General features: G+C 70.9%; 20 protein-coding genes. 12 read left to right on the top strand and 8 right to left on the bottom strand.

Features of this window, described 5'->3' with window-relative positions:
- Positions 1 to 89: 89 nt before the first annotated feature.
- Genes H6X67_RS05725 through H6X67_RS05715 form a run of 3 tightly spaced genes read left to right on the top strand, consistent with a single transcriptional unit; the run spans position 90 to position 3,596 of the window.
- Positions 90 to 1,172, top strand: coding sequence for an ABC transporter ATP-binding protein (locus H6X67_RS05725; RefSeq protein WP_249375310.1), 1,083 nt, complete (start codon positions 90 to 92; stop codon positions 1,170 to 1,172).
- A gap of 1 nt (position 1,173) precedes the next feature.
- Positions 1,174 to 2,415 (top strand): ABC transporter permease, encoded by a 1,242-nt coding sequence (locus tag H6X67_RS05720; protein WP_249367300.1) that lies wholly within the window; start codon positions 1,174 to 1,176, stop codon positions 2,413 to 2,415.
- Entirely contained in the window at positions 2,412 to 3,596 is a 1,185-nt protein-coding gene (locus H6X67_RS05715; protein WP_249367301.1) for an ABC transporter permease, read from the top strand. Before H6X67_RS05720 ends, H6X67_RS05715 begins: the two co-directional genes overlap by 4 nt.
- A 128-nt stretch (positions 3,597 to 3,724) precedes the next feature.
- Here the strand turns inward: H6X67_RS05715 and H6X67_RS05710 are convergent, their stop codons facing one another.
- The 5 genes from H6X67_RS05710 to H6X67_RS05690 all read right to left on the bottom strand — a co-directional run bounded on the left by H6X67_RS05710 (position 3,725) and on the right by H6X67_RS05690 (position 9,256).
- On the bottom strand, positions 3,725 to 4,699 hold the full coding sequence (locus H6X67_RS05710) for an aldo/keto reductase (RefSeq protein WP_249367302.1): 975 nt from the start codon (positions 4,697 to 4,699) through the stop codon (positions 3,725 to 3,727).
- 159 nt (positions 4,700 to 4,858) lie between these two features.
- Positions 4,859 to 5,842: a glutamine-hydrolyzing GMP synthase gene (gene guaA / locus H6X67_RS05705; protein WP_249367303.1), complete on the bottom strand. Its 984-nt coding sequence runs from the start codon at positions 5,840 to 5,842 to the stop codon at positions 4,859 to 4,861.
- Positions 5,843 to 6,314: 472 nt separating this feature from the next.
- Complete coding sequence (locus H6X67_RS05700; protein ID WP_249367304.1) at positions 6,315 to 7,571, bottom strand: ATP-binding protein; 1,257 nt, start codon at positions 7,569 to 7,571, stop codon at positions 6,315 to 6,317.
- A 239-nt stretch (positions 7,572 to 7,810) separates the two neighbouring features.
- Positions 7,811 to 8,413, bottom strand: coding sequence for a helix-turn-helix transcriptional regulator (locus tag H6X67_RS05695; RefSeq protein WP_249367305.1), 603 nt, complete (start codon positions 8,411 to 8,413; stop codon positions 7,811 to 7,813).
- 273 nt (positions 8,414 to 8,686) lie between these two features.
- Positions 8,687 to 9,256 (bottom strand): TetR/AcrR family transcriptional regulator, encoded by a 570-nt coding sequence (locus H6X67_RS05690; RefSeq protein ID WP_249367306.1) that lies wholly within the window; start codon positions 9,254 to 9,256, stop codon positions 8,687 to 8,689.
- A gap of 174 nt (positions 9,257 to 9,430) precedes the next feature.
- Between H6X67_RS05690 and H6X67_RS05685 the strand changes: the two genes are divergently transcribed.
- From H6X67_RS05685 to H6X67_RS05670, 4 genes are all read left to right on the top strand, one after another.
- Positions 9,431 to 10,636: an MFS transporter gene (locus H6X67_RS05685; protein WP_249367307.1), complete on the top strand. Its 1,206-nt coding sequence runs from the start codon at positions 9,431 to 9,433 to the stop codon at positions 10,634 to 10,636.
- Positions 10,637 to 10,687: 51 nt separating this feature from the next.
- The gene (locus H6X67_RS05680; RefSeq protein WP_249367308.1) at positions 10,688 to 11,560 is read left to right on the top strand and encodes an aldo/keto reductase; all 873 of its coding nucleotides are present in this window, start codon (positions 10,688 to 10,690) and stop codon (positions 11,558 to 11,560) included.
- A gap of 170 nt (positions 11,561 to 11,730) precedes the next feature.
- On the top strand, positions 11,731 to 12,579 hold the full coding sequence (locus H6X67_RS05675; protein WP_249367309.1) for an SDR family oxidoreductase: 849 nt from the start codon (positions 11,731 to 11,733) through the stop codon (positions 12,577 to 12,579).
- Positions 12,580 to 12,733: 154 nt separating this feature from the next.
- Positions 12,734 to 13,222, top strand: a complete 489-nt coding sequence (locus H6X67_RS05670; RefSeq protein WP_249375308.1) for a hypothetical protein — start codon at positions 12,734 to 12,736, stop codon at positions 13,220 to 13,222.
- Here H6X67_RS05670 and guaA (H6X67_RS05665) read toward each other — a convergent pair.
- Complete coding sequence (gene guaA, locus H6X67_RS05665; RefSeq protein ID WP_368736110.1) at positions 13,185 to 14,804, bottom strand: glutamine-hydrolyzing GMP synthase; 1,620 nt, start codon at positions 14,802 to 14,804, stop codon at positions 13,185 to 13,187. The two genes, H6X67_RS05670 and guaA (H6X67_RS05665), sit on opposite strands and share 38 nt — an antisense overlap.
- Before the next feature lie 296 nt (positions 14,805 to 15,100).
- Between guaA (H6X67_RS05665) and H6X67_RS05660 the strand changes: the two genes are divergently transcribed.
- The gene (locus H6X67_RS05660; RefSeq protein WP_249367311.1) at positions 15,101 to 15,352 is read left to right on the top strand and encodes a mandelate racemase; all 252 of its coding nucleotides are present in this window, start codon (positions 15,101 to 15,103) and stop codon (positions 15,350 to 15,352) included.
- 176 nt (positions 15,353 to 15,528) lie between these two features.
- On the opposite strand, the gene H6X67_RS05655 is transcribed toward H6X67_RS05660, so the two are convergent.
- Entirely contained in the window at positions 15,529 to 16,890 is a 1,362-nt protein-coding gene (locus tag H6X67_RS05655) for an MFS transporter (RefSeq protein WP_249367312.1), read from the bottom strand.
- A gap of 310 nt (positions 16,891 to 17,200) precedes the next feature.
- Here H6X67_RS05655 and H6X67_RS05650 point away from each other — a divergent pair, with 310 nt between their 5' ends.
- The 4 genes from H6X67_RS05650 to iolE all read left to right on the top strand — a co-directional run bounded on the left by H6X67_RS05650 (position 17,201) and on the right by iolE (position 22,478).
- Entirely contained in the window at positions 17,201 to 18,202 is a 1,002-nt protein-coding gene (locus tag H6X67_RS05650; RefSeq protein WP_249367313.1) for a LacI family DNA-binding transcriptional regulator, read from the top strand.
- Positions 18,203 to 18,486: 284 nt separating this feature from the next.
- Positions 18,487 to 19,683 carry a Gfo/Idh/MocA family protein gene (locus tag H6X67_RS05645; RefSeq protein ID WP_249367314.1) on the top strand — a complete coding sequence of 399 codons (1,197 nt, stop codon included), beginning with the start codon at positions 18,487 to 18,489 and terminating at the stop codon, positions 19,681 to 19,683.
- A 47-nt stretch (positions 19,684 to 19,730) separates the two neighbouring features.
- On the top strand, positions 19,731 to 21,386 hold the full coding sequence (locus tag H6X67_RS05640) for an MFS transporter (RefSeq protein ID WP_249367315.1): 1,656 nt from the start codon (positions 19,731 to 19,733) through the stop codon (positions 21,384 to 21,386).
- 165 nt (positions 21,387 to 21,551) lie between these two features.
- Positions 21,552 to 22,478 (top strand): myo-inosose-2 dehydratase, encoded by a 927-nt coding sequence (gene iolE / locus H6X67_RS05635; RefSeq protein WP_249367316.1) that lies wholly within the window; start codon positions 21,552 to 21,554, stop codon positions 22,476 to 22,478.
- A gap of 175 nt (positions 22,479 to 22,653) precedes the next feature.
- On the opposite strand, the gene H6X67_RS05630 is transcribed toward iolE, so the two are convergent.
- Positions 22,654 to 23,799 carry a zinc-binding dehydrogenase gene (locus H6X67_RS05630; RefSeq protein ID WP_249367317.1) on the bottom strand — a complete coding sequence of 382 codons (1,146 nt, stop codon included), beginning with the start codon at positions 23,797 to 23,799 and terminating at the stop codon, positions 22,654 to 22,656.
- Positions 23,800 to 24,037: the final 238 nt, after the last annotated feature.

Here is a 24,037-nt window from a genome sequence, read left to right as displayed (position 1 = left end):
GACCCATGACAACCGTCATGGGTGCGTCCCGCCCGCTCATGACAGCAGGCACTTCCGCCGCCCGAGCCCCGGCCGGGAGCATGTCTGCCATGACTGACACCGCTGCCTCCGGGGCCCGCCCGTCCCCACCCGCCGGCGCCGCGCCCGCCGTCGCCATCACTGGCCTGGTCAAGCGCTACGGCGAGCTCGTCGCCGTCGACGGCCTGAGCCTGACGATCCCCCGTGGTGAGATCCTCGGGCTCCTGGGCCCCAACGGCTCGGGCAAGACGACGACGATCAACTGCCTGCTGCAGCTGCTGACCTACGACAAGGGCGAGATCGAGGTCCTGGGCGAGCCGATGTCCGCCACCTCCTACGGTCTCAAGCGCCGCATCGGCATCGTCCCCCAGGAGGTGGCCGTCTACGACGAGCTCACCGTGGCCGAGAACATCGACGCCTTCTGCGCCCTGTACGTCTCCGACGGTGCGACGCGACGCCGTCTCGTCGAGGAGACCATCGCCTTCGTCGGCCTGGAGAAGTTCCGGCGCTTCCGCCCCAAGAAGCTGTCCGGGGGCCTGCTGCGGCGCCTCAACATCGCCTGCGGCATCGCCCACCGCCCCGAGATCCTCATCCTCGACGAGCCGACGGTCGCCGTCGACCCGCAGAGCCGCGACTCGATCCTCGACGGGATCCGCCGTCTCAACGAGGCCGGCACGACGATCATCTACACGAGCCACTACATGGAGGAGGTCGAGCAGCTGTGCCACCGCATCGTCATCATCGACCGCGGGCAGCAGGTCGCCGCCGGCACCGCCGATGAGCTCAAGGCGATGATCGGCACCGGCGAGCGCATCCGCATCCAGGTGGTCGCCGTCGGCGCCCCCGGGGCCGCCGGCACTGGGGAGGCCGAGGCGGCGCAGAAGGCCGCGGGCTCCACCGGCGCCCCGGCGCTGGGCGAGGAGCTGCTTGAGCGCCTGCGGTGTCTTGAGCACGCCCGCACCGTCACCTATGAGGACGGCGTCCTCACCGTCGAGTGCACCAGGGGCGCCCACAACACCTCCGACGTCCTGGCGCTGCTGGCCGAGGCCGACGTCACCATCGGGCACGTCACGAGCCAGCCCCCCACTCTCAACGACGTGTTCCTGGAGATCACCGGCCGCGAGCTGCGCGACCTGGGCGGGGACGAGGCCTGAGATGGGCTCCGTCTTCCGCTACCAGGTCCTGGCCTACCTGCGCGACCCCGTGCTCCTGCTGTGGACCCTGGCCTTCCCCGTCATCATGTCGCTCATCTTCATGGGCATGTTCTCCAGCATTCACAACTCCGAAGCGATCAACCCGCTGCGGCTGGGGGTCGTCGAGGACGCCGCCTACGAGCAGGTCACCGGGCTCGACGCGCTCATCGACTCCGTGTCCACCGCCTCCGGTGAGCGCTCCGACGGCGAGGGCCTGCACCTCATCGACCCGGTCGCCACATCCACGGAGGCCCAGGCCGAGGCCGCTGCCCTCAACGGCGACACCGTCGGCTACATCGTCGTCCAGGACGGTGAGCCCGTCCTCAGGCTCACCGCCAAGGGTGGCTCCGACGCCTCCTCCATCGCCTCCTCCACCATCCTGCGCGCGGTGATGGACTCCTTCGCGCAGGGCCAGGCCGAGGGCAGGGCCATCGAGACGGAGGCGACCGCCGCTGGTGACCGGGTCGCCGCGGCCGCGAGCGCCGGCGAGCAGCCCGACCCCGAGGATCTGGCCCTCCTGGAGAACGTGGCCGCCAGCGCGGGCACGCTGGGCCAGTCGCGCACCTGGACCACCGAGCTGGTCGTGTCCCAGGTGCCCGGGGCGCTGGACACGCCCTACTACCTGTCGCTGTTGGCCTTCGCCTGCGGCATGGGGATGAACCTGTCCCTGCTGGCCGCCCGCGCCGTCACGGTCTCCTCGGGGGCTCTGGGGGCACGACGCACGCTCGCCGCATTGCCGCGCTGGCGGGTCCTGGCCGGCATCCTTGCGGCCGCCTGGGTCTGCATCTTCGTGTGCCTGGTGGTCGCCTACGCCTTCATGCGCTGGGTCGTCGGGGTGAACTTCGGTCCCCGTTTCGCACTCGGGGTGGTGGTCATCGCCGTCGGCGCCCTCATGGCGTGCATGGGCGGGGCCGTGCTGGGCACGACCAAGGTGAGCTCGGGCAGCGTCGCGGGCCTGACCGCCCTGCTGTCCCTGTTCACCGGGCTGTTCGGGCAGGCGACCCAGGAGCTGAGCCGGGCGGTCGAGGACACCGTGCCCGTGCTGGCCAGGCTCAACCCGCTGTGGCAGTGCACCCGCACCTTCCACTCACTGATCTACTACGACACTCTCGGACCCTTCGTCCAGGGCTGCCTCACCATGCTCGCCATGGCGGCCGTCCTCGGCGTCGTGGCCCTGCTGCGCCTGAGGAGGATGAGCTCATGAGCACGTTCAGGACTGCGTTGAGGATCGTGCTGGGGCACCGGCTCCACATCCTCATTTACCTCATCATGCTGTCCATGATCGGCGTGATCACGGGCCTGTCGGTCCAGCAGCCGAGCGCGGCCGAGCTGACGACGGCCACCGCCAGGGTCGCCGTCATCGACCGGGACCACTCCGCCGTCTCCGAGGGGCTGACCGCCTACCTCGAGCAGGTCGGCAACCCGACCTCGGTGGAGGACTCGCGCCGGGCCATCCAGGACGCCACCGCTAACGGCCGGGTCGAGTACATCGTCATCATCCCCGAGGGCTACGAGGCCCAGCTGGTGCGGGCTGTCGAGAGCGGCGAGGCACCGCCGACGCTGGAGACCGTCATCTCCTACTCCTCGGTGGCCGGTTCCCTCATGGATGAGCGCACGGGCACGTACCTGGGTCAGGTGGCGGACTACCTCAAGGTACTCGCCGACGACCCGGCCGAGGCCGTCGCCCTGGCCGCCGAGTCGATGACGGCCCGGGGTTCCGCCGAGCTCATCGCCCCCACCGCGGCGCCTCTTCCCGAGAGCTTCCCGCTCTTCATCCGGTTCTCCACCTACCCGATCCTGGTGTACGCGGTAGTCGCCATCTCGATCCTCATGTCCTCCCTGCGGGCACGGCCGGTGCTGGCGCGCACGACGGCGTCACCGACGCCCTCGCACTCGCGCAGCCTGGGGCTGCTGGCGGCCTGCGGCGTGCTGGGTCTGCTCGACTGGGTGTGGATCATGAGCCTGGGGCTGAACGTGTTCACGCCCGACGACGTCATCGGCGCCGCCCCGCGGTTGGCGGTCGTGGCCTTGGCCGTGCTGGTGTACACGGCGGTGGCGGTCTCGATCGGCTTCCTCATCGGCCAGCTCGGTCTGAGCACGCAGTGGGCCGACGCGATCGGCAACATCGGAGGCATGGCGATGTCCTTCCTCGCCGGCGCGTGGGTACCGCTCACGCTCCTGCCCGACGCCATGACCGCGGTGGCCCGCCTCACCCCCGGCTACTGGGCGCAGGAGGCGATCACCGGGGCGGCCACCGCCGAGTCGATGTCGCGGGAGCACCTGGCCCCGTTGCTGGCGGACTGCGGGCTGTGCCTGATGTTCGCGGTGGCGATCACCGTCGTGGCCATGGTGGTGGGACGCACGAGGGCGCGCGCCACCATCTGAGGCGGGGACGGACGCCGCTGCCCCACGCACCCGCGACGCCACGTCCCCATCACCGAGTTCGAGGGTTGTGTGTCGAGTTCGAGGATCCAGCCCTCGTACTCGGTGCACAACCCTCGAGCTCGCGCGTGTCAGGGGCGCGGCAGTGCCCCGACGACGTCGTGCGCCCGGTAGGGCTCCTCGAGGAAGGCAACCTCCTCACCGCTCAGCTCCAGGTCGAGCGCACGCACGGCGTCGTCGACGCGGCCGGGCCGCGAGCAGCCGACGAGGGGAGCGGCGACGCCCTTGGCCCAGTGCCAGGCGAGCGCCACGTCCGCCATGGGCACGTCGTGGTCCGCGGCGACCTTCGCGACCCGCTCGATGACGGGCATGTCGAGCTCGCGGGCGTGGTCGTACTTGGCCTTCATCGTGCTGTCCGTCGTCGAGCGCACGGAGTCGGAGTCCCACTGGGGGCGGGTGAGGTGGCCGGAGGCGAGCGGGCTGTAGGGCGTCAGGCTCATGCCGTACTGCTCGCACACGGGGATGAGGTCGCGCTCGTCCTCGCGGTACAGGAGGTTGTAGTGATTCTGCATGCTGGCGAACCGCGTCCAGCCGTGCGCGTCGGCGACGACCTGCATGGTGTGCAGCTGGTATCCGTACATGGCGCTGGCCCCCAGGGCGCGCACACGCCCGTCGACCACGAGGCGGTGCAGGGCCTGCATCGTCTCCTCCACCGGGGTGTTGTAGTCGAAGCGGTGGATGATGTAGAGGTCGAGGTAGTCGGTTCCCAGACGCTCCAGGGTGCCGGTGATCTCCCGCTCGATGGCCTGGGCGGACAGGCCGCCCTCGTTGAAGAAGACCTTCGAGGCCAGGACGACGTCCTCGCGCGGGACACCGAGGTTGCGCAGCGACTGGCCGATGAACTGCTCGGAGGTGCCGTGGGCGTAGACGTTGGCGGTGTCGATGAAGTTGACGCCGAGCTCGAGGGCCCGGGCGATGACGGCCTGGGTGGCGGGCTGGTCGATGACCCACTGGTGGAAGTCCGGGAAGGGCTCGCCGAAGCTCATGCCTCCCACGCACAGGCGCGGGATGCGGATTCCGGTGGTGCCGAGGGTCGTGTACTGCATGGTTCCTCCGAGGTGCTCCGACGGCGGGGCGCCGTCGCCGTGCCCAGGGTGGCCCGCCGACGGGGCGCGAGCCAGGGACCACCGGCCCTTGCACGGCGGCGGGTACGTGGGCCACAGGCGGAGGAGCGGGCCGGAGTCGAACTCAGGCCCCGGGCGGTCTCACTCCCACTCGATGGTGCCGACGGGCTTGGGGGTCAGGTCGTAGGCGACGCGGCACACGCCGGGGACCTCGGCGAGGATCCGGGCGGTGATGCGCCTCAGCAGCGGCCAGTCGAGGTCGGGGACCTCGGCGGTCATGGCGTCGACCGTGTTGACGCAGCGGATGATGACGGGCCAGTCGAAGGCGCGCCTGCCCTCGCGCACGCCGGTGGCGCGCACGTCGGGCACGACGCAGAAGTACTGCCAGATGTCGAGGCCGGCGGCCTCGATCTCCTCGCGGACGATGGCGTCGGCCTCGCGCAGTGCCGTCAGGCGGTCGCGGGTGATGGCGCCCAGGCAGCGCACGCCCAGGCCGGGGCCGGGGAAGGGCTGGCGGTCCACCATGGAGGCGGGCAGGCCGAGCCGGCGGCCGACGACGCGCACCTCGTCCTTGTAGAGCAGCTTGACGGGCTCGACGAGCTCGAAGTCCATGTCCTCGGGCAGGCCGCCGACGTTGTGGTGGGCCTTGACGCCCTCCTCGGACTCGAGGATGTCGGGGTAGATGGTGCCCTGGGCCAGGAAGCTCACGCCGTCGAGCTTGGCGGCCTCCTCGGCGAAGACGGCGACGAACTCGCCGCCGATGATCTTGCGCTTGGTCTCGGGCTCCTCGACGCCCTCGAGCAGGGTGAGGAAGCGGTCGGAGGCGTCGACGTAGACGAGGTTGGCGTCCATGCCGGTGGCGAAGACCTCGACGACCTGCTCGGACTCGCCCTTGCGCATGAGGCCGTGGTTGACGTGGACGTTGACCAGCTGCTTGCCGATGGCCTTGATGAGCAGGGCGGCGACGACGGAGGAGTCGACGCCGCCGGACAGGGCCAGCAGGACCTTGCCGTCGCCGACCTGCGCGCGCACGGCCTCGACCGCCTCGGCGATGAAGGCGTCGGCGAGCTCGGGGGTGGTGATGCGCTCCATGTCGGCGGGGCGGGTGTTGGAGGTGAGGTCCATGAGGTCTCCTTGGTCGGTGGGGTGCGGGCGGGTGCTGCCGCGCTGCCCAGGGGCAAGTGTGCCGCCTCGGCCTTGCGGCGGGAAGCCGGGGCGCGGGCGCCGCCACATGGATCACCTGTCTCCCGACGGATCACCTCCATGCGTCCCTCAGGTGATCCAACCGGCGGGAAGTGATCCAACCGGCAGCAGGTGATCCAACTGGCGCCACGCCCTCAGTGCCGCAGACAGCCCAGAGGGATGACCAGGACGACATCGTCACGGCGGTCGACCGTGGCCCCGGCGGTGACGAGCGCGAGGCAGGAATGGCTACGGCTGGGGACCGGCATGTAGACGACGCTGTCGGCCGGCTGCGGAGAGGCGGCAGTCCAGCCAATGGCGCGAGTCGACCGGTTATCACTGCGTCAGTTGGACCGAATCTGTTGCGTCAGTTGGCCGGGTTTCGTTGCGTCAGTTGGACCGGAGGACGGTGCCGCTAGGGGCGCAGCGCGCTCAGGGGGAAGGTCAGGGCGCCGTCGGGCAGCCGCATGGTCGGCCCGTCCGCTGTCACGACGGCGGTAAAGACCGGCGCCGGGGTGCGTTCGACGTCGATGTCCACGACGAAGGCGGACAGGGATGCCTGAGCCGCCGGGATCTGCCGCTGACCGAGCTTGACCTCGAAGGCGGCCCAGCGTCCGTCGTCGAGCTCGACGACGGCGTCGACCTCCTTGCCGGACTTGTCGCGGTAGTGGTAGACGCGTCCGCCCAGCAGCTCGGCGAAGATCCGCAGATGCTGGATGACCTGGGACTCGAACCACAGGCCCGCCGTGTTCAGGTCCTGCATGAGGCGCTCCACCGAGGTCGCGGTGATGGCCGCCGCCAGGGCGGGGTCCACGAAGTGGAGCTTGGATGAGGTGCGCACGGCGTAGCGCGAGCGCAAGTGCGGCGCCCAGGCGGGCTGCTCCTCGATGACGAAGAGCCTCTTGAGCGCGTTGACGTAGCCGACGGCGGTCTCTGCACTCAGTGTTCGTGTCGTCACGTCCCTTGCGATGGTGGCGAAGGATGCCTCGGTGGCGATATGGCGAGCCAGTGAGCGCAGCAGCGCATGCAACCTCATCGGGTCGCGGCGCGGCTCCCCGTCCAGCCGCCCTACGTCGACACTGGCGATGTCCTCGACGTAGTCGCGCAGGTGCCGCTGCGCTTGAGCCGTGGACGCGCCGAGGTCGCCCGGCCAGCCGCCGTGCACCAGCGCATCCAGGGCCTGACGGACACTCGTGCCGGAGTCGAGAACGACGGCGGGCTCCTCGCCGTCGAACAGTGCCTCCAGCGAGACGCGCCCGTCGCCCAGACCGCGTTCGAACAAGGTCATGGGGCGCATCCGCACCTTGGAGATACGGTGAGCGCCCGAGTGCCGCGTCGCATCCTCGGCGGGCACGCAGGAGCCAGTGAGGATGAACTGCCCGGGCCGCCGCCTGACGGCGATCTCCCGGCGAGCCGTGTTCCACAGGACCGGCGCGAGCTGCCACTCGTCGATCAGCCGGGGGGTGTCGCCCTCCAGCAGCAGCGCGGGGTCGAGGTCCAAGGCGGCACGGACCTGCGGCAGGCCAGAGTCCAGAGCCACCTCCGAGGCCGCGTGCTGCCGCCCGGTCATCGTCTTGCCGCAGGCGCGCACGCCCTCGATGAGGATGCCGCCCGAGTACCCCAGGACGTCGTCGACAAGGGCGTCGACGACGCGAGTCCGATAGTCCGTCACTCCCACCGTTCTCCCCTGTCGACGAACGCAGTAGGGCCCCAACCGGTCATGTGGCGCCACACTAACCCGGCAGTTGGCGCCATGACAACCGGTCATGTGGCGCCGTCCCAACCCGGCAGTTGGCGCCGTCCGCCGGCTCGGGGGCGCAGGCCCCGGACCGACAATGCCGGCCGAGGGCGGCGGCACGGCGAGCGAGGCGGGCCGTGCGAGGGCGCGGCCCGCCTCGTCGGCGGCTCGTCTCAGCGCTGCCGCTTGCGCATCTCGCGGATCGCTCGCGCGAGGCCCGCGAAGTCGACACGGACATGCTCGGTCGGGGTGTCGACGTGGACGCCGTCCCAGTCCACATGCACCTCCTCGCCCTTCCTCCTGTCGTGCACGTGGATGCCGTTCTCGAAGCTGACGTTGACATAGTCACGGCCGTCGTCGGCGGCACCGTCGCCGTCGACTCCGCCCCAGCGCGCGAACCGGTCGGTGCCGGGCGATGCGGCGGCGTCGGGCACGGCACCGGCAAGGACGTCGGCGACCTCCTCGTCGACAGCCTCGCGGGTGCTCTCCGCCACGCGCTCAGTCACCGATTCAGCCGGCGCCTGGGCATGGCTGCCGGAGCCGGCGGCGCCCCGAGCACCGGGGCCCTGCTCCGGGTCGGCGAAGAGAAGCTCATCCACCGTGACCTCGTAGAGGACGGCGAGCGCGATGAGGTTGTCGGTGTCGGGTGAGGACTCGGCGCACTCCCACTTGGAGACGGCCTGGCGCGAGACCCCGACCCGAGCGGCGACCTGCTCCTGGGACAGTCCGGCCGCCGTCCGGTAGTGGTAGAGCCTCTTGGCGATCTCGATCTTCACGTGTGTTCCTCTCGTCTGGTTGGTCTCGCAGACCGTGGGTGCGGCTTGCCGTGCCGAGCCGTCGTGGGATCCGCCCGTCGCCCAGCACGCCCGACGCGTCTCCATACTGGGGTGCCCGAAGGCCCCGGCGCCGCCACCTTTGCCTTGCAATCGTTGGCCGCAACCAATAGTTGCGGGCTGGGCGACGGCTCGTCCCGCACCCGAACGCGCCCGTCCCAACCGCATCCGCCCGCGCCGACGACCCCGGATCCGTCGCCGCCCGTCCCGCTGCCGTCAGCCTCCGCCCCGGGGCCGGCGCATGACCGCCTCCGGCTCCAGAGCACGGGCTCCCCCCAGCACCAGCGCGACACCGACCTCCACCAGCCGCTGGGCGGGCATCGTCTTGCCGCCTTCGACCCAGGCCTGGTAGACGTGCAGCGGGGCGGAGGTGACGTGGGCCAGGTACAGCTCCCACTCGGCCGCGTCCCACCCGTCGGGCACCGCGTAGCCGCCGGTGGCGCCCTCGACCTCGGCGATCATCGGCTCGCGGATCGCATCATGCGCGCCCCGCACGGTGACAGCCTCATAGAACTCGTCCTGCGCGACGCTGAACTCGAAGAAGGCGCGGGTGATCTCCGCGGTGTCCCCGGGGAAGGACAGCCCCCGAATCCTGTCGATGTAAGGCTGGGAGTACTGAGCCTGCACCTCGGCCAGCAGGTACTCGACGGCCGGGTAGTAGCGGTAGAAGGTCTTCTTGTTGATACGGGCCCGCTCGCACAGCTCCTTGACGGTGACCCCCGCGAAACCCCTCTCCAGGACCAGCGTCCTGAAGGCGACGCCGATGGCGTCGAGGGTCTTGACCACGCGAAGGTCCTTCGGCCGATCACTCACCGCACACACCTCTCAGCCGGTCGGAGGGATAACGGTACATCAGGGCGCTCCGGGTGGCATATCCCCCCACTCGTGGCAGGAGAGGCCGTCGACGCCGCACCGGGGCGCTCATAGCGTGGAGGAGGAACAACCGATGGAAGGAACCACATGTCCAGATCCTTCACGATCCTGCTGCTGACCTTCGCGTGCTTCGCCACCAGCATCTCCGAGTTCGCCATCGTCGGAGTCGTCGACATCATTGCCGCCGACCTGGGAGTCAGCATCTCGGCAGCGGGGCAGCTGCTCACCGCCTTCGCCCTCTCAGGGGGCATCGGCGTGCCACTGACGGTCATGGCCCTGTCGCGCTTCGAGCGGCGCACCGTCATGGCCATCGCCCTCGCCCTCGTCGCCGTCGGATGCGGATTCGTGTCGGTCGTCGGCAGCCTGGCGCTCATGATGGTCTCGCGCGCACTCATGGCGATCGGTTGCGGTATCCTCGCCGTCTCGTCCTTCGCCGCCGCACCGGGGCTGGCGAGGCCCGGCCGCGAGACGAGCGCCATCGCAACCGTCACCCTCGGCTTCAACGGGGCGCTCGTGCTCGGTCTGCCGATCGGGCGCCTCCTCACCGAGGTGCTGCCGTGGACGGCGGTGTTCTGGTTCGTCGGAGCCGCCAGCGCGTTGCTTATCCCCGCCGTGTGGCTGGCCGTCCCGCCGTCGCGCGCCACAGGGGTGCAGCCCCTGCCCCTGACGCGTCAGCTGGCGCTGCTGGCACGCCCCCGCGTCCTGTTCACCTTCGGCATCACACTCTTCTGGACCAGTGGCTACGCGACGATGTACTCCTACATCACGCCGTACCTGCAGGACTCCGCGGCACTGACCGCCACCATCCTGTCTGGCGTGCTCCTCGGCTACGGCCTGGCCACGCTGGTGGGCAACAAGCTGGGCGGAGCGCTCGCCGACCGCTTCGGCATCCGCAAGGTCATCGTTCCCGCCATCGGCGCGCAAGCCGTCATGCTCACCGCGATGTTCCTGCTCGACGGGCCGGTCTGGCTCATTATCGCCAGCGTCATCGTCTGGGGCCTCGTGTCCTGGATCCCCTCCCCCATCATCAACATGGCTGTCATCCAGGCCGCGCCCGACGCCTCGGATGTCATGCTGTCCCTCAACAACTCCTTCACCCAGCTCGCGTACGCGATCGGATCCGGTGCCGGTGGGGCGGTCATCACCCTGGGCTCCACCCGCAACCTGTGCCTCGCCGCCATCGTCCTCATCGCCGTCGGCGCCGCCTCCACCGTGCTGGCGACACGCGGCGGCAACCGGTGCCCCGCCCTGGTCCGGCCGACGGCCGAGGCTCTGGAACCGGCGACCATCTGACCCGTGACCACTCCGACCACAGCGCATGACGGCACCATGAAAGGACCTGCCATGACCTCCTCCCCCGTGAGCAACCAGAGCTATCTCACGCTCAACGACGGCAACCGCATTCCCCAGCTCGGCATCGGCGTGTACCTCGTGCCCGACGGCGAACCCACCGAGGCCGCTGTCTCGCAGGCACTGCGGCAGGGCTACCGGCACATCGACACGGCCCACGCATATCAGAACGAGCGGTCGGTGGGGCGAGCGGTCAAGGCGAGCAGCCTGGAGCGCAGCGAGGTCTGGATCACCACCAAGCTGTGGCCCAGCGAGTACGGCGAGGGCACGACGGCGGCCGCCATCGACAGGATGCTCGAACGACTGGACAGCGACTACATCGACCTTCTCCTGCTCCACCAGCAGTTCGGCGACTACACGGGCGCCTGGAGGGACATGGAGCGCGCCGTCGCCGCCGGAACCGTGCGCTCGATCGGAGTGTCCAACTTCGAGTCGTCCAATCTTGAGGATCTCCTGGGGCGCGCCACCATCAAGCCGTCGGTCAACCAGGTCGAGTGCCACCCCTACTTCCCTCAGGACGAGCTGCGCGAGCACCTCGCCCCCTATGGCACGCTCATCGAGAGCTGGTACCCGCTGGGGCACGGGGACTCGGGGCTGCTCAACGAGCCCCTGTTCGCCAGTCTCGGCGCCGCCTACGGCAAGACGCCCGCCCAGGTGATCCTGCGCTGGCACATCCAGAGGGGCAACATCATCTTCCCCAAGTCGTCGAATCACGAGCACATCGCCGCCAACATGGACATCTTCGACTTCGCCCTCACCGCCCAGGAGATGCAGGAGGTGGCCCGGCTCGCCAGCGGCCGGCGCTTCTACACCCTGTCGCTGGCCGACCAGGAGAAGCGGCTGGGCGCCTGGGCCCCCGAGGACTGACCGCAGGGTTGCGCACTGGCGCACCCGGCCGGTGGCGGCGCGGCGCCGCCACCGGCGTCCCCCTCACACCGTCACCATCCGGCTGCCACCCGGCTCTGTCGCCCGGCCACCGCCCGGACCGCAGCACCACCGAACCGCACCATTCCGAACCTTATAGGACCGCTCACACCATGATCTTCAACCGCAACGACAACCTCCCCGTCATCGCCCTGCTCGGCGCCGGCTCGATGGGCACAGCCATCGTGCGACGCATCGCGAACGGCAAGCGCATCCTCCTGGGCGACATCTCCGAGGCGAGCCTGGAGAGCGCCGCCCGCGACCTGACTGCCTCCGGCTACGCCGTCGAGACCCAGCAGGTCGACGCGCTGGACCGCGCCTCCGTCACCGCCTTCGCGGCCCGCGCCGCCTCGCTGGGCGAGGTCCGCTACCTCATCGACACGGCGGGGACCTCCCCCAACCAGTCCTCTCCCGAGCACATCGTCGCCCTCGACCTGGTTGCCACGGCCATGGCGATCGACATCTTCGCCGAGGTCATCGCCCCCGGCGGTGCCGGGCTCATCATCTCCAGTCAGGCGGGTCACATGATGCGCCTGAGCGACGAGGTCGAGCAGCAGCTGGCGCTCACCCCCACCGATGAGCTCGCCGACCTCGATGTCGTCAAGCACGACGCCGTGACGAGCTCCGGCATGGCCTACATGGTGTCCAAGCGCGCCAACCACCTTCGGGTGCGCACGGCGGCCGCCACGACCTGGGGCGACAGGGGCGCACGGATCAACTCCATCAGCCCGGGGATCGTGGTCACCCCGCTGGCCTACGACGAGTTCCGGGCGGCCGGCGAGGGCTACCAGGCGATGATCGACGCCTCTCCGGCGCGCCGTGTCGGCAGCTCGGACGAGATCGCCGCCGCGGCCGCCTTCCTGCTCAGCGACGAGGCCTCCTTCATCACCGGCACGGATCTGCTCATCGATGGTGGCGTCATCGCCGCCATCGGGGCGGGTCGCTACACGCTGGGAGGCTGAGGCCGCATGAAGCGGCATCGTCGCCGCCCCGTCGCCGCGAACCACCCAGCACGACCATCAGGGGGCGCACATGGGCATCCAGCCTGAGGCTCTTGTTCTCAACGGAGTCTCTGCTCTGAGGTGGGGAGGGCCGGGCGGGCGCACGGTCATCGGTGTGCACGGCCAGTTCGGCGACAAGCGGGATCCCGTCATGTCTCGGTGCGCCGAGGTCATCGCCTCGCACGGCGACCATCTCATCGCCTTCGATCTTCCCGCCCACGGCGAGCGCCGGGACGGCACAGCGTTCAGCGCCGCCGCGGCCAGTCGTGAGGTGAAGGAGCTCGCTCGGATCGCCCACAGCCAGTCGACCGAGGTCGGTCTGCTCGCCATCGGCATCGGCGCCTATGTATCCCTGTGCGACGCCCCCCCCGGGACGTTCCAGCACGCGTGGCTGGTGTCGTCGCTCATCGACCTTGAGCGCTACGTGCGGGACGTCATGGTCGAGTACTCGGTAACGGACGAGCCGCGCTCGCGACCGGCTCACCTGCACTCGGACGGATCGCCCATGTGCCGACAACAGGTGATCCGTCGGCGCTCATGTGATCCGTGCGCCAGGGTCGGTGGCCTCACTCCCACTCGATGGTGGCGGGCGGCTTGGAGGTGACGTCGAGGACCACGCGGGTGACCTCCGGGACGGTGTTCGTGATGCGCGTGGAGATGCGGGCGAGCACGTCGTAGGGCAGGCGCGTCCAGTCCGCCGTCATCGCGTCCTCCGAGCTGACCGGCCGCAGGACCACCGGGTGGCCGTAGGTGCGCCTATCGCCCTGGACGCCGACGCTGCGCACGTCGGCGAGCAGGACCACCGGGCACTGCCAGATCTCCCCGTCCAGCCCGGCTGCGCTCAGCTCCTCGCGGGCGATGGCGTCGGCGGCGCGCAGGACCTCGAGGTTCTCGCGGGTGACCTCACCGATGACGCGGATGCCCAGGCCGGGCCCGGGGAAGGGCTGGCGGGCGACGATCTTCTCCGGCACGCCGAGCTCGCGCCCGATGGTGCGCACCTCGTCCTTGAACAGGGCGCGCAGCGGCTCGATGAGCTCGAAGTCGAGGTCCTCGGGAAGCCCGCCGACGTTGTGGTGGCTCTTGATGTTGGCCGTGCCCTCGCCGCCGCCGGACTCGACGACGTCGGGGTAGAGGGTGCCCTGGACGAGGAAGCGGATCTCGCCGCCCTGGGCACCCACCTCCTCGATGACGCGCCGCTGGGCGTCCTCGAAGGAGCGGATGAACTCGCGCCCGATGATCTTGCGCTTGGCCTCGGGCTCGGTGACGCCGGCGAGCGCGGTGAGGAAGCGCTCGGACTCGTCGACGGTGATGACGCGGATGCCCATGCCCTGGGCGTAGTCGGTCTCCACCTGCTCGCGCTCGCCGGCGCGCAGCAGGCCGTGGTCGACGAAGATGCAGGTGAGCTGGTCCCCGACGGCGCGGTGCACGAGGGCGGCGGCCACGGAGGAGTCGACGCCGCCGGACAGGCCGCAGATGACGTGGGCGTCGCCGACCCGGGCGCGGATGGCCTCGACCTGCTCGTCGATGATGCTGCCGGAGGTCCAGGTGGCGCCGATGCCCGCGCCGACGTGGAGGAAGTTCTCCAGGGCCCTCTGCCCGTGCTCGGAGTGCAGGACCTCCGGGTGCCACTGGAGGCCGAAGAGGCGGCGTGAGCGGTCCTCGAAGGCGGCGACGGGCGTCTGGCCGGTGGAGGCGGTGACGGTGAAGCCGGCGGGGGCGGCCTGGACGGCATCGCCGTGGCTCATCCACACGGCCTGCTCAAGGGGGGTGCCGGAGAAGAGGCAGGAGGCGGCGTCGACGGTGGCGGGGGTGCGTCCGTACTCGCGGGTACCGGTGCGTCCGACGGTGCCGCCGAGGGCCTGCGCCATGGTCTGGAAGCCGTAGCAGATGCCGAGCACCGGCACGCCGACGTCGAAGAGGGCCGGGTCGATGGTGGGGGCGCCGTCCTCGTAGACGGAGGAGGGGCCGCCGGAGAGGATGACGGCGGCGGGCCCCTTGGCGAGCATGTCCGCCACCGCCATGGTGTGGGGCACGATCTCGGAGTAGACGCTGGCCTCGCGCACGCGCCGTGCGATGAGCTGGGCGTACTGGGCGCCGAAGTCGACGACGAGGACCGGTCCGGTCTGGGCTCCCTGGGAGGTCGTGCCGGAGGTGGTGTCGGAGTGCGCTGCGGGTGGGGTCGTCACCGGCACAGGATAGCGGGGTCGCGCACCCGCCCTGTCCGTCCCCCGGCTGAGGCCGACGGCGGGGCGGGGCCTGCGAGGTCCGGTCCACCGCCGCTCCACTCATCACCGCCACCTCATGGACCCGTTCTGCGGAACGTGACCCACTTATCGACTCTTTGTCTGGACATGTTGAGGGCGAGGCGCCTACGCTCGTCCCGTCAGCCCACCGGGCTGGCACCGGCCTCGAGCCGGGCACACCGCCGTGCGGAGCCTCTCCGTTCCGGACGGTTCCGCGCAGGAACCGAGAGGAACACGACATGAGCGCTCCCGTCATCGACACCGTCACCACCACCGCCCCCGCCCGGGCCGCCTCCGACAGGGACGAGGCCAGGGCCGCCGACCTGCTGACCTTCAAGGTCGGCATGACCATGGTCGCCGTCGTCCTCACCCTCATGGCCGTCGTGGGCGTCGTCGTCGGCTCCCCGCTCCTGGTCGTCACCGCAGGCCTGACGGGCAGCGTCGCCACGATGGTGGGCGTCTACACCGGCATCAACATCATCGCCGCCTGACCTGCCCGTCGGGCACGAACCGGAGGACGGCGACACGCCCCACCCTCCCGCGCAGCGCGGCCAACGCGGACCGCGCTGCCACCGGGCCCTCGGGGCCACCCAGCATGAGCGCTGACCCTGCGGTCAGCGCTCTTTCGCGTCACCGGGCCCCGTCGGCCCCAGCCCTCACCGCACCCTCACCGCAGGGCCGCAACAGCCCGAGGCAGCGCGAGCAGGGCCAGGATCATGCTGAGGAGCTGGCCGCCCAGCACGAGCCCCAGCATGACGTCCGACGACGGCGCGAGCGCGAGGAGCAGCACCGCGCCCCCGACGCAGAGCAGCTGGACGAGGGGCCGCAGCGCGGCCACGGCGCGCCTCTGCGAGCGCAGCAGCCAGGGCGGCACGAGAGGGTCGACCGCTCCGGCGCAGGCGGGCACGACGGCCAGGTACTGCCCGGCGACCATGAGGGTGGAGGCGAGGAGCAGCACGACGACGTCGCTGACCCGGCCGAAGGAGCCGAGCAGGGCCAGCAGGACGCTCCCGCAGGCCGACACCCCGGTCCCGGCCATGATCCACGCGTAGGCGAGGCGGTGGGTGCGACGGCGCAGCAGGCCGCAGGCCCCGACGGCGCCCCAGAGCAGGGCGAGCACGATGAGGGGCCCGGCGGCGGAGCGGCCCCCGGGGACCCGGGCGGCCAGGAGCAGCGGTGTGAGCACGAGGGCCGCCAGCCCCATTGGGAGGGCCTGGACGAGCTCGAGCAGCAGGCCCGCGACCACGACCTGGCGCACGCGGCGGATCGCGAGGTCGCAACGGCCGAGCCGGGCCTGGTCGCCACGGGTGCCCGCGTCCAGGACGACCCAGTCGATGCCGACGGCGGCCTCAAGGGCGCCGTGCATGCGCTTGAGTGAGGCGTGGGCGGGCTCGAGCCGGTTCTGGGCCGCGTACCAGTGCGGGGTCTCGGGCAGTGTCGTGGCGAGCAGGAGCACGAGCAGGGCGAGGACGGCGGGCACGGCCCAGGCCCCGGTGACAGCGCCGCGGGGCTCGGCGAGCGAGGCGAGGGCGCCGGCCGCCGTGGCCCCGGCGGCACCTGCCGGGGCCACGGCCCACGTGCGCGGCATGAGCCGGCGGTGGCCCCGGGCGGCGAGCTCGTGGGCGACCTTGGGCAGGACGATGGTGAGGCCGCCCAGCCCGAGGCCGACGGCGAGCGCCCCCGCGAGCGCCGGGAGCGGCCCGTCGAGGGCGGGCAGCAGGGCGCCGACGGCGATGAGGGCGGCCGCGGTCATGACGGCGGGGCGCCGTCCCAGGGCGTGGGAGAGGCGGTCGAGCGCGGGGGCGCCCATGAGGGAGCCGAGGGGGAGGGCCGCGACGAGCAGCAGGCAGGTGAGCAGGTCGGCGTCCGTCGCCGTCCGCGGGCCGGCGAGGGCCAGGAGGGCGGGCGCGGCGTCGTCGTCCAGGAGCGTCATGCCGAGGGCGCCCCAGGCCGCTCCGTGGGCCGATCCGGCGAAGACGAGCAGGGCGCGCAGGCGCAGCTGCGCGGCGGGGCGGGGCGCAGGCGTCATCGGCGGCCTTCCTGTGCGGCGCGTCGGTGCGCGCAGGGCACCCAGGGCCGGCGCCCCGGGCGGAGGGGCCCGTCAAGGGCCCCGGGTACCCACTAGGATGCATTTGTTCTGACATTGTTGTCCAGTGGCCTCGTCCACACCCCTTCTCCCCCAGCCTCCGCGTGGCTGGCCCTCGTCATCGCCGCGGCCGCGACCGGCATCACCAAGACCGCGCTGCCCGGGGCCGCGACGCCCGCCGTCGCCAGGTACGGCGCGCGGGCAGCCGATATCCTGGGCGGGCCTGACCCTCTGGAGCACCGAGGAGCACCGCATGGCCCGGTCAGCCCGCAGCACCCCTGCCACCCAGCAGGACGTGGCCGACGCCGCCGGCGTCTCACGCGGTCTCGTCTCCCTGGCGCTCAAGGGCGAGGGGCGGATGTCGGAGGAGACCCGCCGCCGGGTCCTCGACGCCGCCCACGCCCTGGGCTACCGGACCAACGCCGCGGCCGCGGAGCTGGCCGCGCGCCGCTCCCACCGGGTGGCGATCATCGTGCCCTACCTGGACAACCCCTTCTTCGACCGGCTGCTGCGCGCGCTGCGACGTCGTGCGCGCCAGAGCGGGTACACGCTGGTGGCCTTCCTGTCCGACCTGGAGGACCAGGCGGAGCACTCGACGGTTGACGACGTGCTGTCGCTGCGCCCGGCGGGCCTCATCCTCCCGGGCACGACGCTGCGGGTGGACGAGCTCGTCGACCTCAACCGCCTCGTCCCCCTGTGCGTCGTGGACCGCACGCTGCCGCGGGAGTCGGGGGTCCCGACGGTGCGCCTGGACGAGGCGCACGCCGCGCGGCTGACGGTCACCCACCTCAGGGAGCAGGGCTACCAGCGCCTCGCCTTCTTCTCCCCCGCGAGGGCGCGCCGCGAGCCCCTGGTCCTCGAGCGGCTCGAGGCCAACCGCGCGGAGGCCGCCCGTCAGGGGCTGGCCCTGACCGAGGTGAGCGCCGACGGCGGGGTGCGCGACGCGCTCGCCGCAGCGGCGGGAGAGGGGAGCGGCCCCCTGGGCGTCATCGCCTACAACGACCTGCTCGCCATCGACGTCGTCGCGGCGGGGCTGGCGCTGGGGATCGCGGTCCCCGAGGACCTGGGGGTGTCGTCCTACGACGACTCCGCCCTGGCCGAGCGCTCCGAGCTGCGCGTGACGAGCGTCAACCAGCACCCGGAGCAGCTCATGGCCTACGCGCTGTCGGCCGCCCTCGGCCCCGAGGACGCCCCCGCCGACCGGACGGTCCCGGCGGGGCTGGTCCCCCGGGGCAGCACCATGCGACGAGGCTGAGACGGGCCCACCGCGAGTCCGGGGGCCGCAGCCGCGCCAGGCCATCCGGCACACCGGAGGAGTCGCACGGAGTCCGGCGCCACTCGCGCAAAACCCCTGGAAACGACCGTTCGGTCGCGCGCACACCCATCGAAAAGTCCAGACAATGAGGTCCTTGACCGTCGACCTGGCGATGCTCTACCGTCGCCCCTGCGCCAATGATGACGCGCGTTACCGACGATGGGCCGACGAGGACCCGTCGCCGCCAGCAGGCCGACGGAGGCCGTGAGGAGACTAAAGGGGCCATGAGCAGCAAGAAGCAGATCGGCGTCGGTGTCATCTCCCTGGGGTGGATGGGCCGCCTGCACGCCCGCAGCTACCACTCCCTGTCGGAGCGCTTCCCCGAGCTCGGTGTCGAGGCCCGCCTCGTCGCCGCGGCCGACCCCGTGGAGCAGGCCCAGCGAGCCGCCACCGAGGACCTGGGCTTCGAGCGGGCCTACGCCGACTACCGTGACCTCCTTGCCGACCCCGAGGTCGAGGTCGTCTCCATCGCCTCGCCCAACTACCTCCACAAGGAGATCGCGCTGGCCGCCATCACCGCCGGCAAGCCCTTCTGGATCGAGAAGCCCATGGGCGTCAGCGCCGCCGAGTCGCGCGAGATCGCCGAGGCCGCCGCAGCCGCCGGGCTCGTCAACGCCGTCGGCTTCAACTACCGCCACGTCCCCGCCATCGAGTACATGCGCGAGATGGTGCGCAGCGGCAGGCTCGGGCGCGTCACCAACGCCCGCGTCTGGTTCATCGCGGACTACGCCTCCTCGCCCCGGGGGCCGCTCACCTGGCGCAGCTCGCGCGCCAAGGCCGGCGCCGGGGTGGTGCCCGACCTCATGAGCCACGGCGCGGACCTCGCCCAGTACATTATCGGCCGCATCGCCTCCGTCTCCGCCATGACCGGCACCTTCATCACCGAGCGGCCCATCCCCACCAAGACAGGCTTCGGCCACTCGGGCTTCGAGATCGGCGACGAGGTCGGCCCGGTCGAGAACGAGGACTACGTCGGCATGCTCGTGCGCTTCGACAACGGGGCCCTGGCCACCATGGAGTCCTCCCGGGCGAGCGTCGGCCCCCGCGCCGAGTACGTCGTCGAGGTCTACGGCACCGAGGGCTCGGCCCGCTGGGACTTCGCCTCCCTCAACGAGCTCGAGGTCTGCACGAGCGTCGACGGCGGCCCCACCCACGGCTACCAGCGCGCCTGGGCCAACCCCTCCTGGGGAGAGTGGTCGCGCTACCAGCCGGCCATCGGCACCTCGATGGGCTTCGACGACCTCAAGTCCATCGAGGCCGCGCAGCTCATCCGCTCCGTCCTCACCGGCGAGCAGCTCGCCCCCTCCGCGGCCGACGCCTGGTGCGCGGCCGAGGTCGACGAGGCGGTCGTCGCCTCGGCGGCCGACGGCCGGTGGCACGACGTCGCCCGTGTCACCGGCACCACGACCTTCGACGCCTGACCCTCAGACTTGTCCATCCATCCCAACCCTCAGGAGACACCCTCACCATGAGCACCCCTGCCCCGATCTCCCTCAAGGGGATCACCCCGGCCCAGATGAAGGAGGCCGTGGCCGCCACGCCCCCCTCGGGCAAGCGCCGCGGCATCGTCGCCGTGGCCGCCGTCGCCACCATCGGCTCCCTGCTCTTCGGCTATGACACCGGCGTCATCTCCGGTGCGCTGCCCTACATGTACATGCCCCACGGCGCCGACGGCCTGCAGCTGACCGCCCTGGAGGAGGGCGCCGTCGGAGGCTTCCTGCTCGTCGGCGCCGCCTTCGGCGCGCTCTTCGGCGGCCGCCTGTCCGACCGCTACGGACGCCGCCACAACATCACGATGCTGGCCATCATCTTCCTCATCGGCGCCCTGGGCACCACCGTCGCGCCGAACGTGTGGGTGATGTACCCCTTCCGCTTCATCCTGGGCCTGGCCGTCGGTGGCGCGAGCGCCACCGTGCCGGTCTACCTGGCGGAGTCCGCGCCCAAGCGCATCCGCGGCTCCATCGTCGCCGTCGACCAGCTCATGATCGTCACCGGCCAGATGCTCGCCTTCACGATGAACGCGGCCATCTCCGCCGCCAACGGCGGGCCCCACCTCACCATCGAGTCCGACCCGTCGGGGACCCTCACCGCGGGCTCCTACGCCTACGACGACATCACCGCCCTGTCCGCCGCCAACGGCGGCAGCCTGGACGAGGCCGCCTTCCACGCCTTCCTCGACCAGCTCGTCGTCAGCTCGGGCAACGGCCAGGCCTGGCGCTACATGCTCGTCCTGTGCTCGGTGCCCGCCATCGCCCTGTGGATCGGCATCCGCCTCATGCCCGAGTCCTCGCGCTGGTACATCGCCAAGGAGCGCCTGTACGAGGCCATCGGCTCGCTCAAGCGGGTGCGAGACGAGTCCAAGGACGGCCCCGTCGAGGACGAGCTCATGGAGATGGTCGAGGCCCGCCAGCACGAGCTGGAGGAGGAGGCCAGCAAGCGCGGCCTGACCTACGTCTGGTCGGTCCCCTGGCTGCGCAAGCTCCTCCTGGTCGGCATCTTCCTGGCGGTCATCAACCAGACCACCGGCGTCAACACCGTCATGTACTACGCCCCGAAGGTCCTGTCCTACGCGGGCATGGGCACCTCCGCGGCCATCACCTCGCAGGTCGCCAACGGCGCCTTCTCCGTCGTCGGATCGGCCCTGGGCATCTGGCTCATCGGGCGCTTCCGCCGTCGTCAGATCCTCATCGCCGACGTCACCGGCGTCGGCGTGACCCTGCTGGGCATCGCGGCGACCTTCCACTTCACCATCGCCCCGCACATCACCGCAGGCACCACTCCCCCGGCCTGGGCCGCCTACCTCATCCTCGCCCTCATGGGCGTGTTCATGCTCATCGTGCAGTCCTCCAACGGCACGGTCGTGTGGACGATGATGGGCGAGATCTTCCCGTCCAACGTGCGCGGCGTCATGAACGGCACGGCCATCTTCTGCATGTGGATCGCGAACGCGGCCATCACCTGGACCTTCCCCAAGATGATGGAGGGCCTGGGCGGCGGGCTCACCTACACCTTCTACGGCCTGCTCAACCTCGTCATCGCGGTGGTCCTGTTCAAGATCATGCCCGAGACGCACAACCGCTCCCTGGAGCAGATCGAGCGCGACATGCAGGAGCGCTTCTCCTGACCCGGCGGTGTGGGGCCCGGTGGCGCTCACCGGGCCCCACACCCCCCTGGACCACACTTAGTCCTGACATTTACCATTATTTTCGACGGCGACGCCGCCCGCAGAGGGCACGGCGCGCCCACGGATCAGCACAGATCACAGATCACAGATCAAAGGAGATCGACCATGGCCTTCCGGCTCGACCCCACCACCGCCATCACCGACCCGCACGGCATCAGCTGGGGCATGCACCCCATCGCCTGGCGCAACGACGACATCAAGGAGGTCGGCGCCTTCAACACCCTGGAGGACATGCTGCTCGACCTGGCCGACCTCGGCTACCACGGCACGGAGGTGGCCGGCTGGTTCCCCTCCAAGGAGGTCACCAAGGAGCGCATCGACGCCCGCGGCATCGCCATCGTGGCCCAGTGGTTCTCCTCCTTCATCGTGCGCGACGGCGTCGAGGCCGTCATTCCCGAGTTCACCGAGACCTGCGAGTACCTGCAGCACCTGGGCGCGACCCGCGTCGTCGTCTCGGAGCAGACCGGCTCGGTGCAGGGCGTGCGCGACATCTGCATCTTCACGGACAAGCCGGTGCTCACCGAGGAGCAGTGGCCGGTGCTGGCCGAGGGCCTCAACCGCCTGGGCGAGATCGCGCTCGAGCACGGCCTCGACCTCGTCTACCACCACCACCTGGGCACGGTCGTCCAGACCAAGGAGGAGACAATCAGGCTCATGGACCTGACCGACCCGACCAAGGTCTCCCTCCTGTTCGACACGGGCCACGCCTTCGTCGGCGACGGCGACGTCATGGGCCTGCTCGAGGCGACGATCGACCGCGTCAAGCACGTCCACTTCAAGGACGTGCGGCCGGAGAAGCTGGCCGAGTCCAAGGAGCTGGGGCGCTCCTTCCTCGACTCCTTCATGGCGGGGATGTTCACCGTGCCCGGCGACGGCATGATCGACTTCACCGAGCCCTACCGCCTCCTCGTCGAGCACGGCTACGACAAGTGGGTCCTGGTGGAGGCCGAGCAGGACCCGGCCATCGCCAACCCGCACGAGTACGGCGCCAAGGCCCGCGCCTACATCGAGTCGACGCTGTTCACCATCTGAGCCGCGGTGCCGCTTCTGCGGCACCGGCGAGACTCCGGCAGTCGGGCCCCCGGCCTCCTGGACCGGGGGCCCGACTGCGCCCGCGCTCCACACCACACGGGGCCCCGGAGCACGTGCTCCGGGGCCCTGCTATGGGCGTCGGGGGAAACCCGACGCCGACGTCAGCCAGACCGTCTCACAGGCTCATGTCGACGACGGCGCGGCCCTGGATCTCGCGGTTCTTGAGCGCGGTGTAGCCGGTGCCGGCCTCCTCGAGCGGGAAGCGGCGGGAGACGACGTCCGTGTAGTTGATGACGCCGCGGGCGGCGAGGTCGACGACGGCGGGCAGGTCCTGGCGGGTGCGGGCGCCGTAGGAGCCGAGGATCGACTGCGAGCGGCGCACGGTGCGGTTGATCTCCACCTCGGCGGTCTGGACGCCTGCGCCCAGGCCGATGGGGACCATGCGGCCGCCGTCGGCCAGGACGTCGAGGGCGGTCCTCCACGTGGCGGGGATGCCCAGGGCCTCGAAGGCGACGTCGACGCCCTTGCCGCCGGTGAGGCGGAAGACCTCCTCGCGGGCGTCCTGGGTGACGGAGTTGACGACGGCGGTGGCACCGTAGCCGAGCATGGGGGCGAGCTTGTCGTCCGAGACGTCGATGGCGATGACCTGGGAGGCGCCGAAGGCGGCGGCGATCTGGACGATGTTGGTGCCCACTCCCCCGGTGGCGACGACGGCGACGGTCTCGCCGAAGCGCAGGTCGGCTCCGCGGCGCACGGCGCCGTAGCCGGTCATCGCGGCGCAGCCCAGGATGGCGGCGGGGACGAGGTCGATGGAGGCGGGGGCCACGGCCACGGAGGTGGCGGGCACGACGGCGTACTCGGCGAGCCCGCCCATGGAGTACATGTAGACGGGCTCCCCGTCGAGGGTCGCGAGACGGGTGGTGCCGTCGTAGAGGACGCCCTTGAGCCGGTTGAGGTCGAAGAAGGGGCCGCACAGCTCGTCGCGGCCGGCGGCGCAGGCGTCGCACTGGCCGCAGGGCATGAGGAAGCCGCCCGCGACGTTGTCGCCGACCTTGAGGCCGGTGTGCTCGTTGCCGGGGCCGAGCTCGACGATGGTGCCGGTGACCTCGTGACCCAGGACGGCGGGCAGGGGGAAGGCGATGGCGCCGCCGATGACGTGCAGGTCGGAGTGGCACAGGCCGCAGGCGGCCACCTTGATGAGGACCTCGCCGGCCTTGGGGTGCGGGGTGCGGATGGTCTCGACCTGCAGGCCCACGCTGTGGTCGCGCAGCACGGCCGCCCGCATGGTCTCGGGGATGGGGAAAGCGTCGTTGCTCGTCATGTCTCAACCTCTCTCAGTGGGCGCGCGCCCCTGACTCGTCTGACAGCACCAGCCTAGCGAATGAAGGCTGATTTGTCAGGACAATAAGCGCCGCCATCCAGGACCGCCCGTCACACCGCCACCGAGGCACCATCGCGGCATCACAACCGGACATGCCGCTCCACACATGGCATAACGCGCGTTAATTTCCTCGCCGAGAACCCTTGACACCTCAATTTAACGCGCGTCAATATGGTGG

The organism is Actinomyces sp. AC-20-1 (assembly GCF_023369555.1).
Classification (GTDB): domain Bacteria; phylum Actinomycetota; class Actinomycetes; order Actinomycetales; family Actinomycetaceae; genus Actinomyces.
The sequence above is the reverse complement of the archived record's forward strand: the minus strand, read 5'-3'. Positions and strand labels throughout refer to the sequence as shown.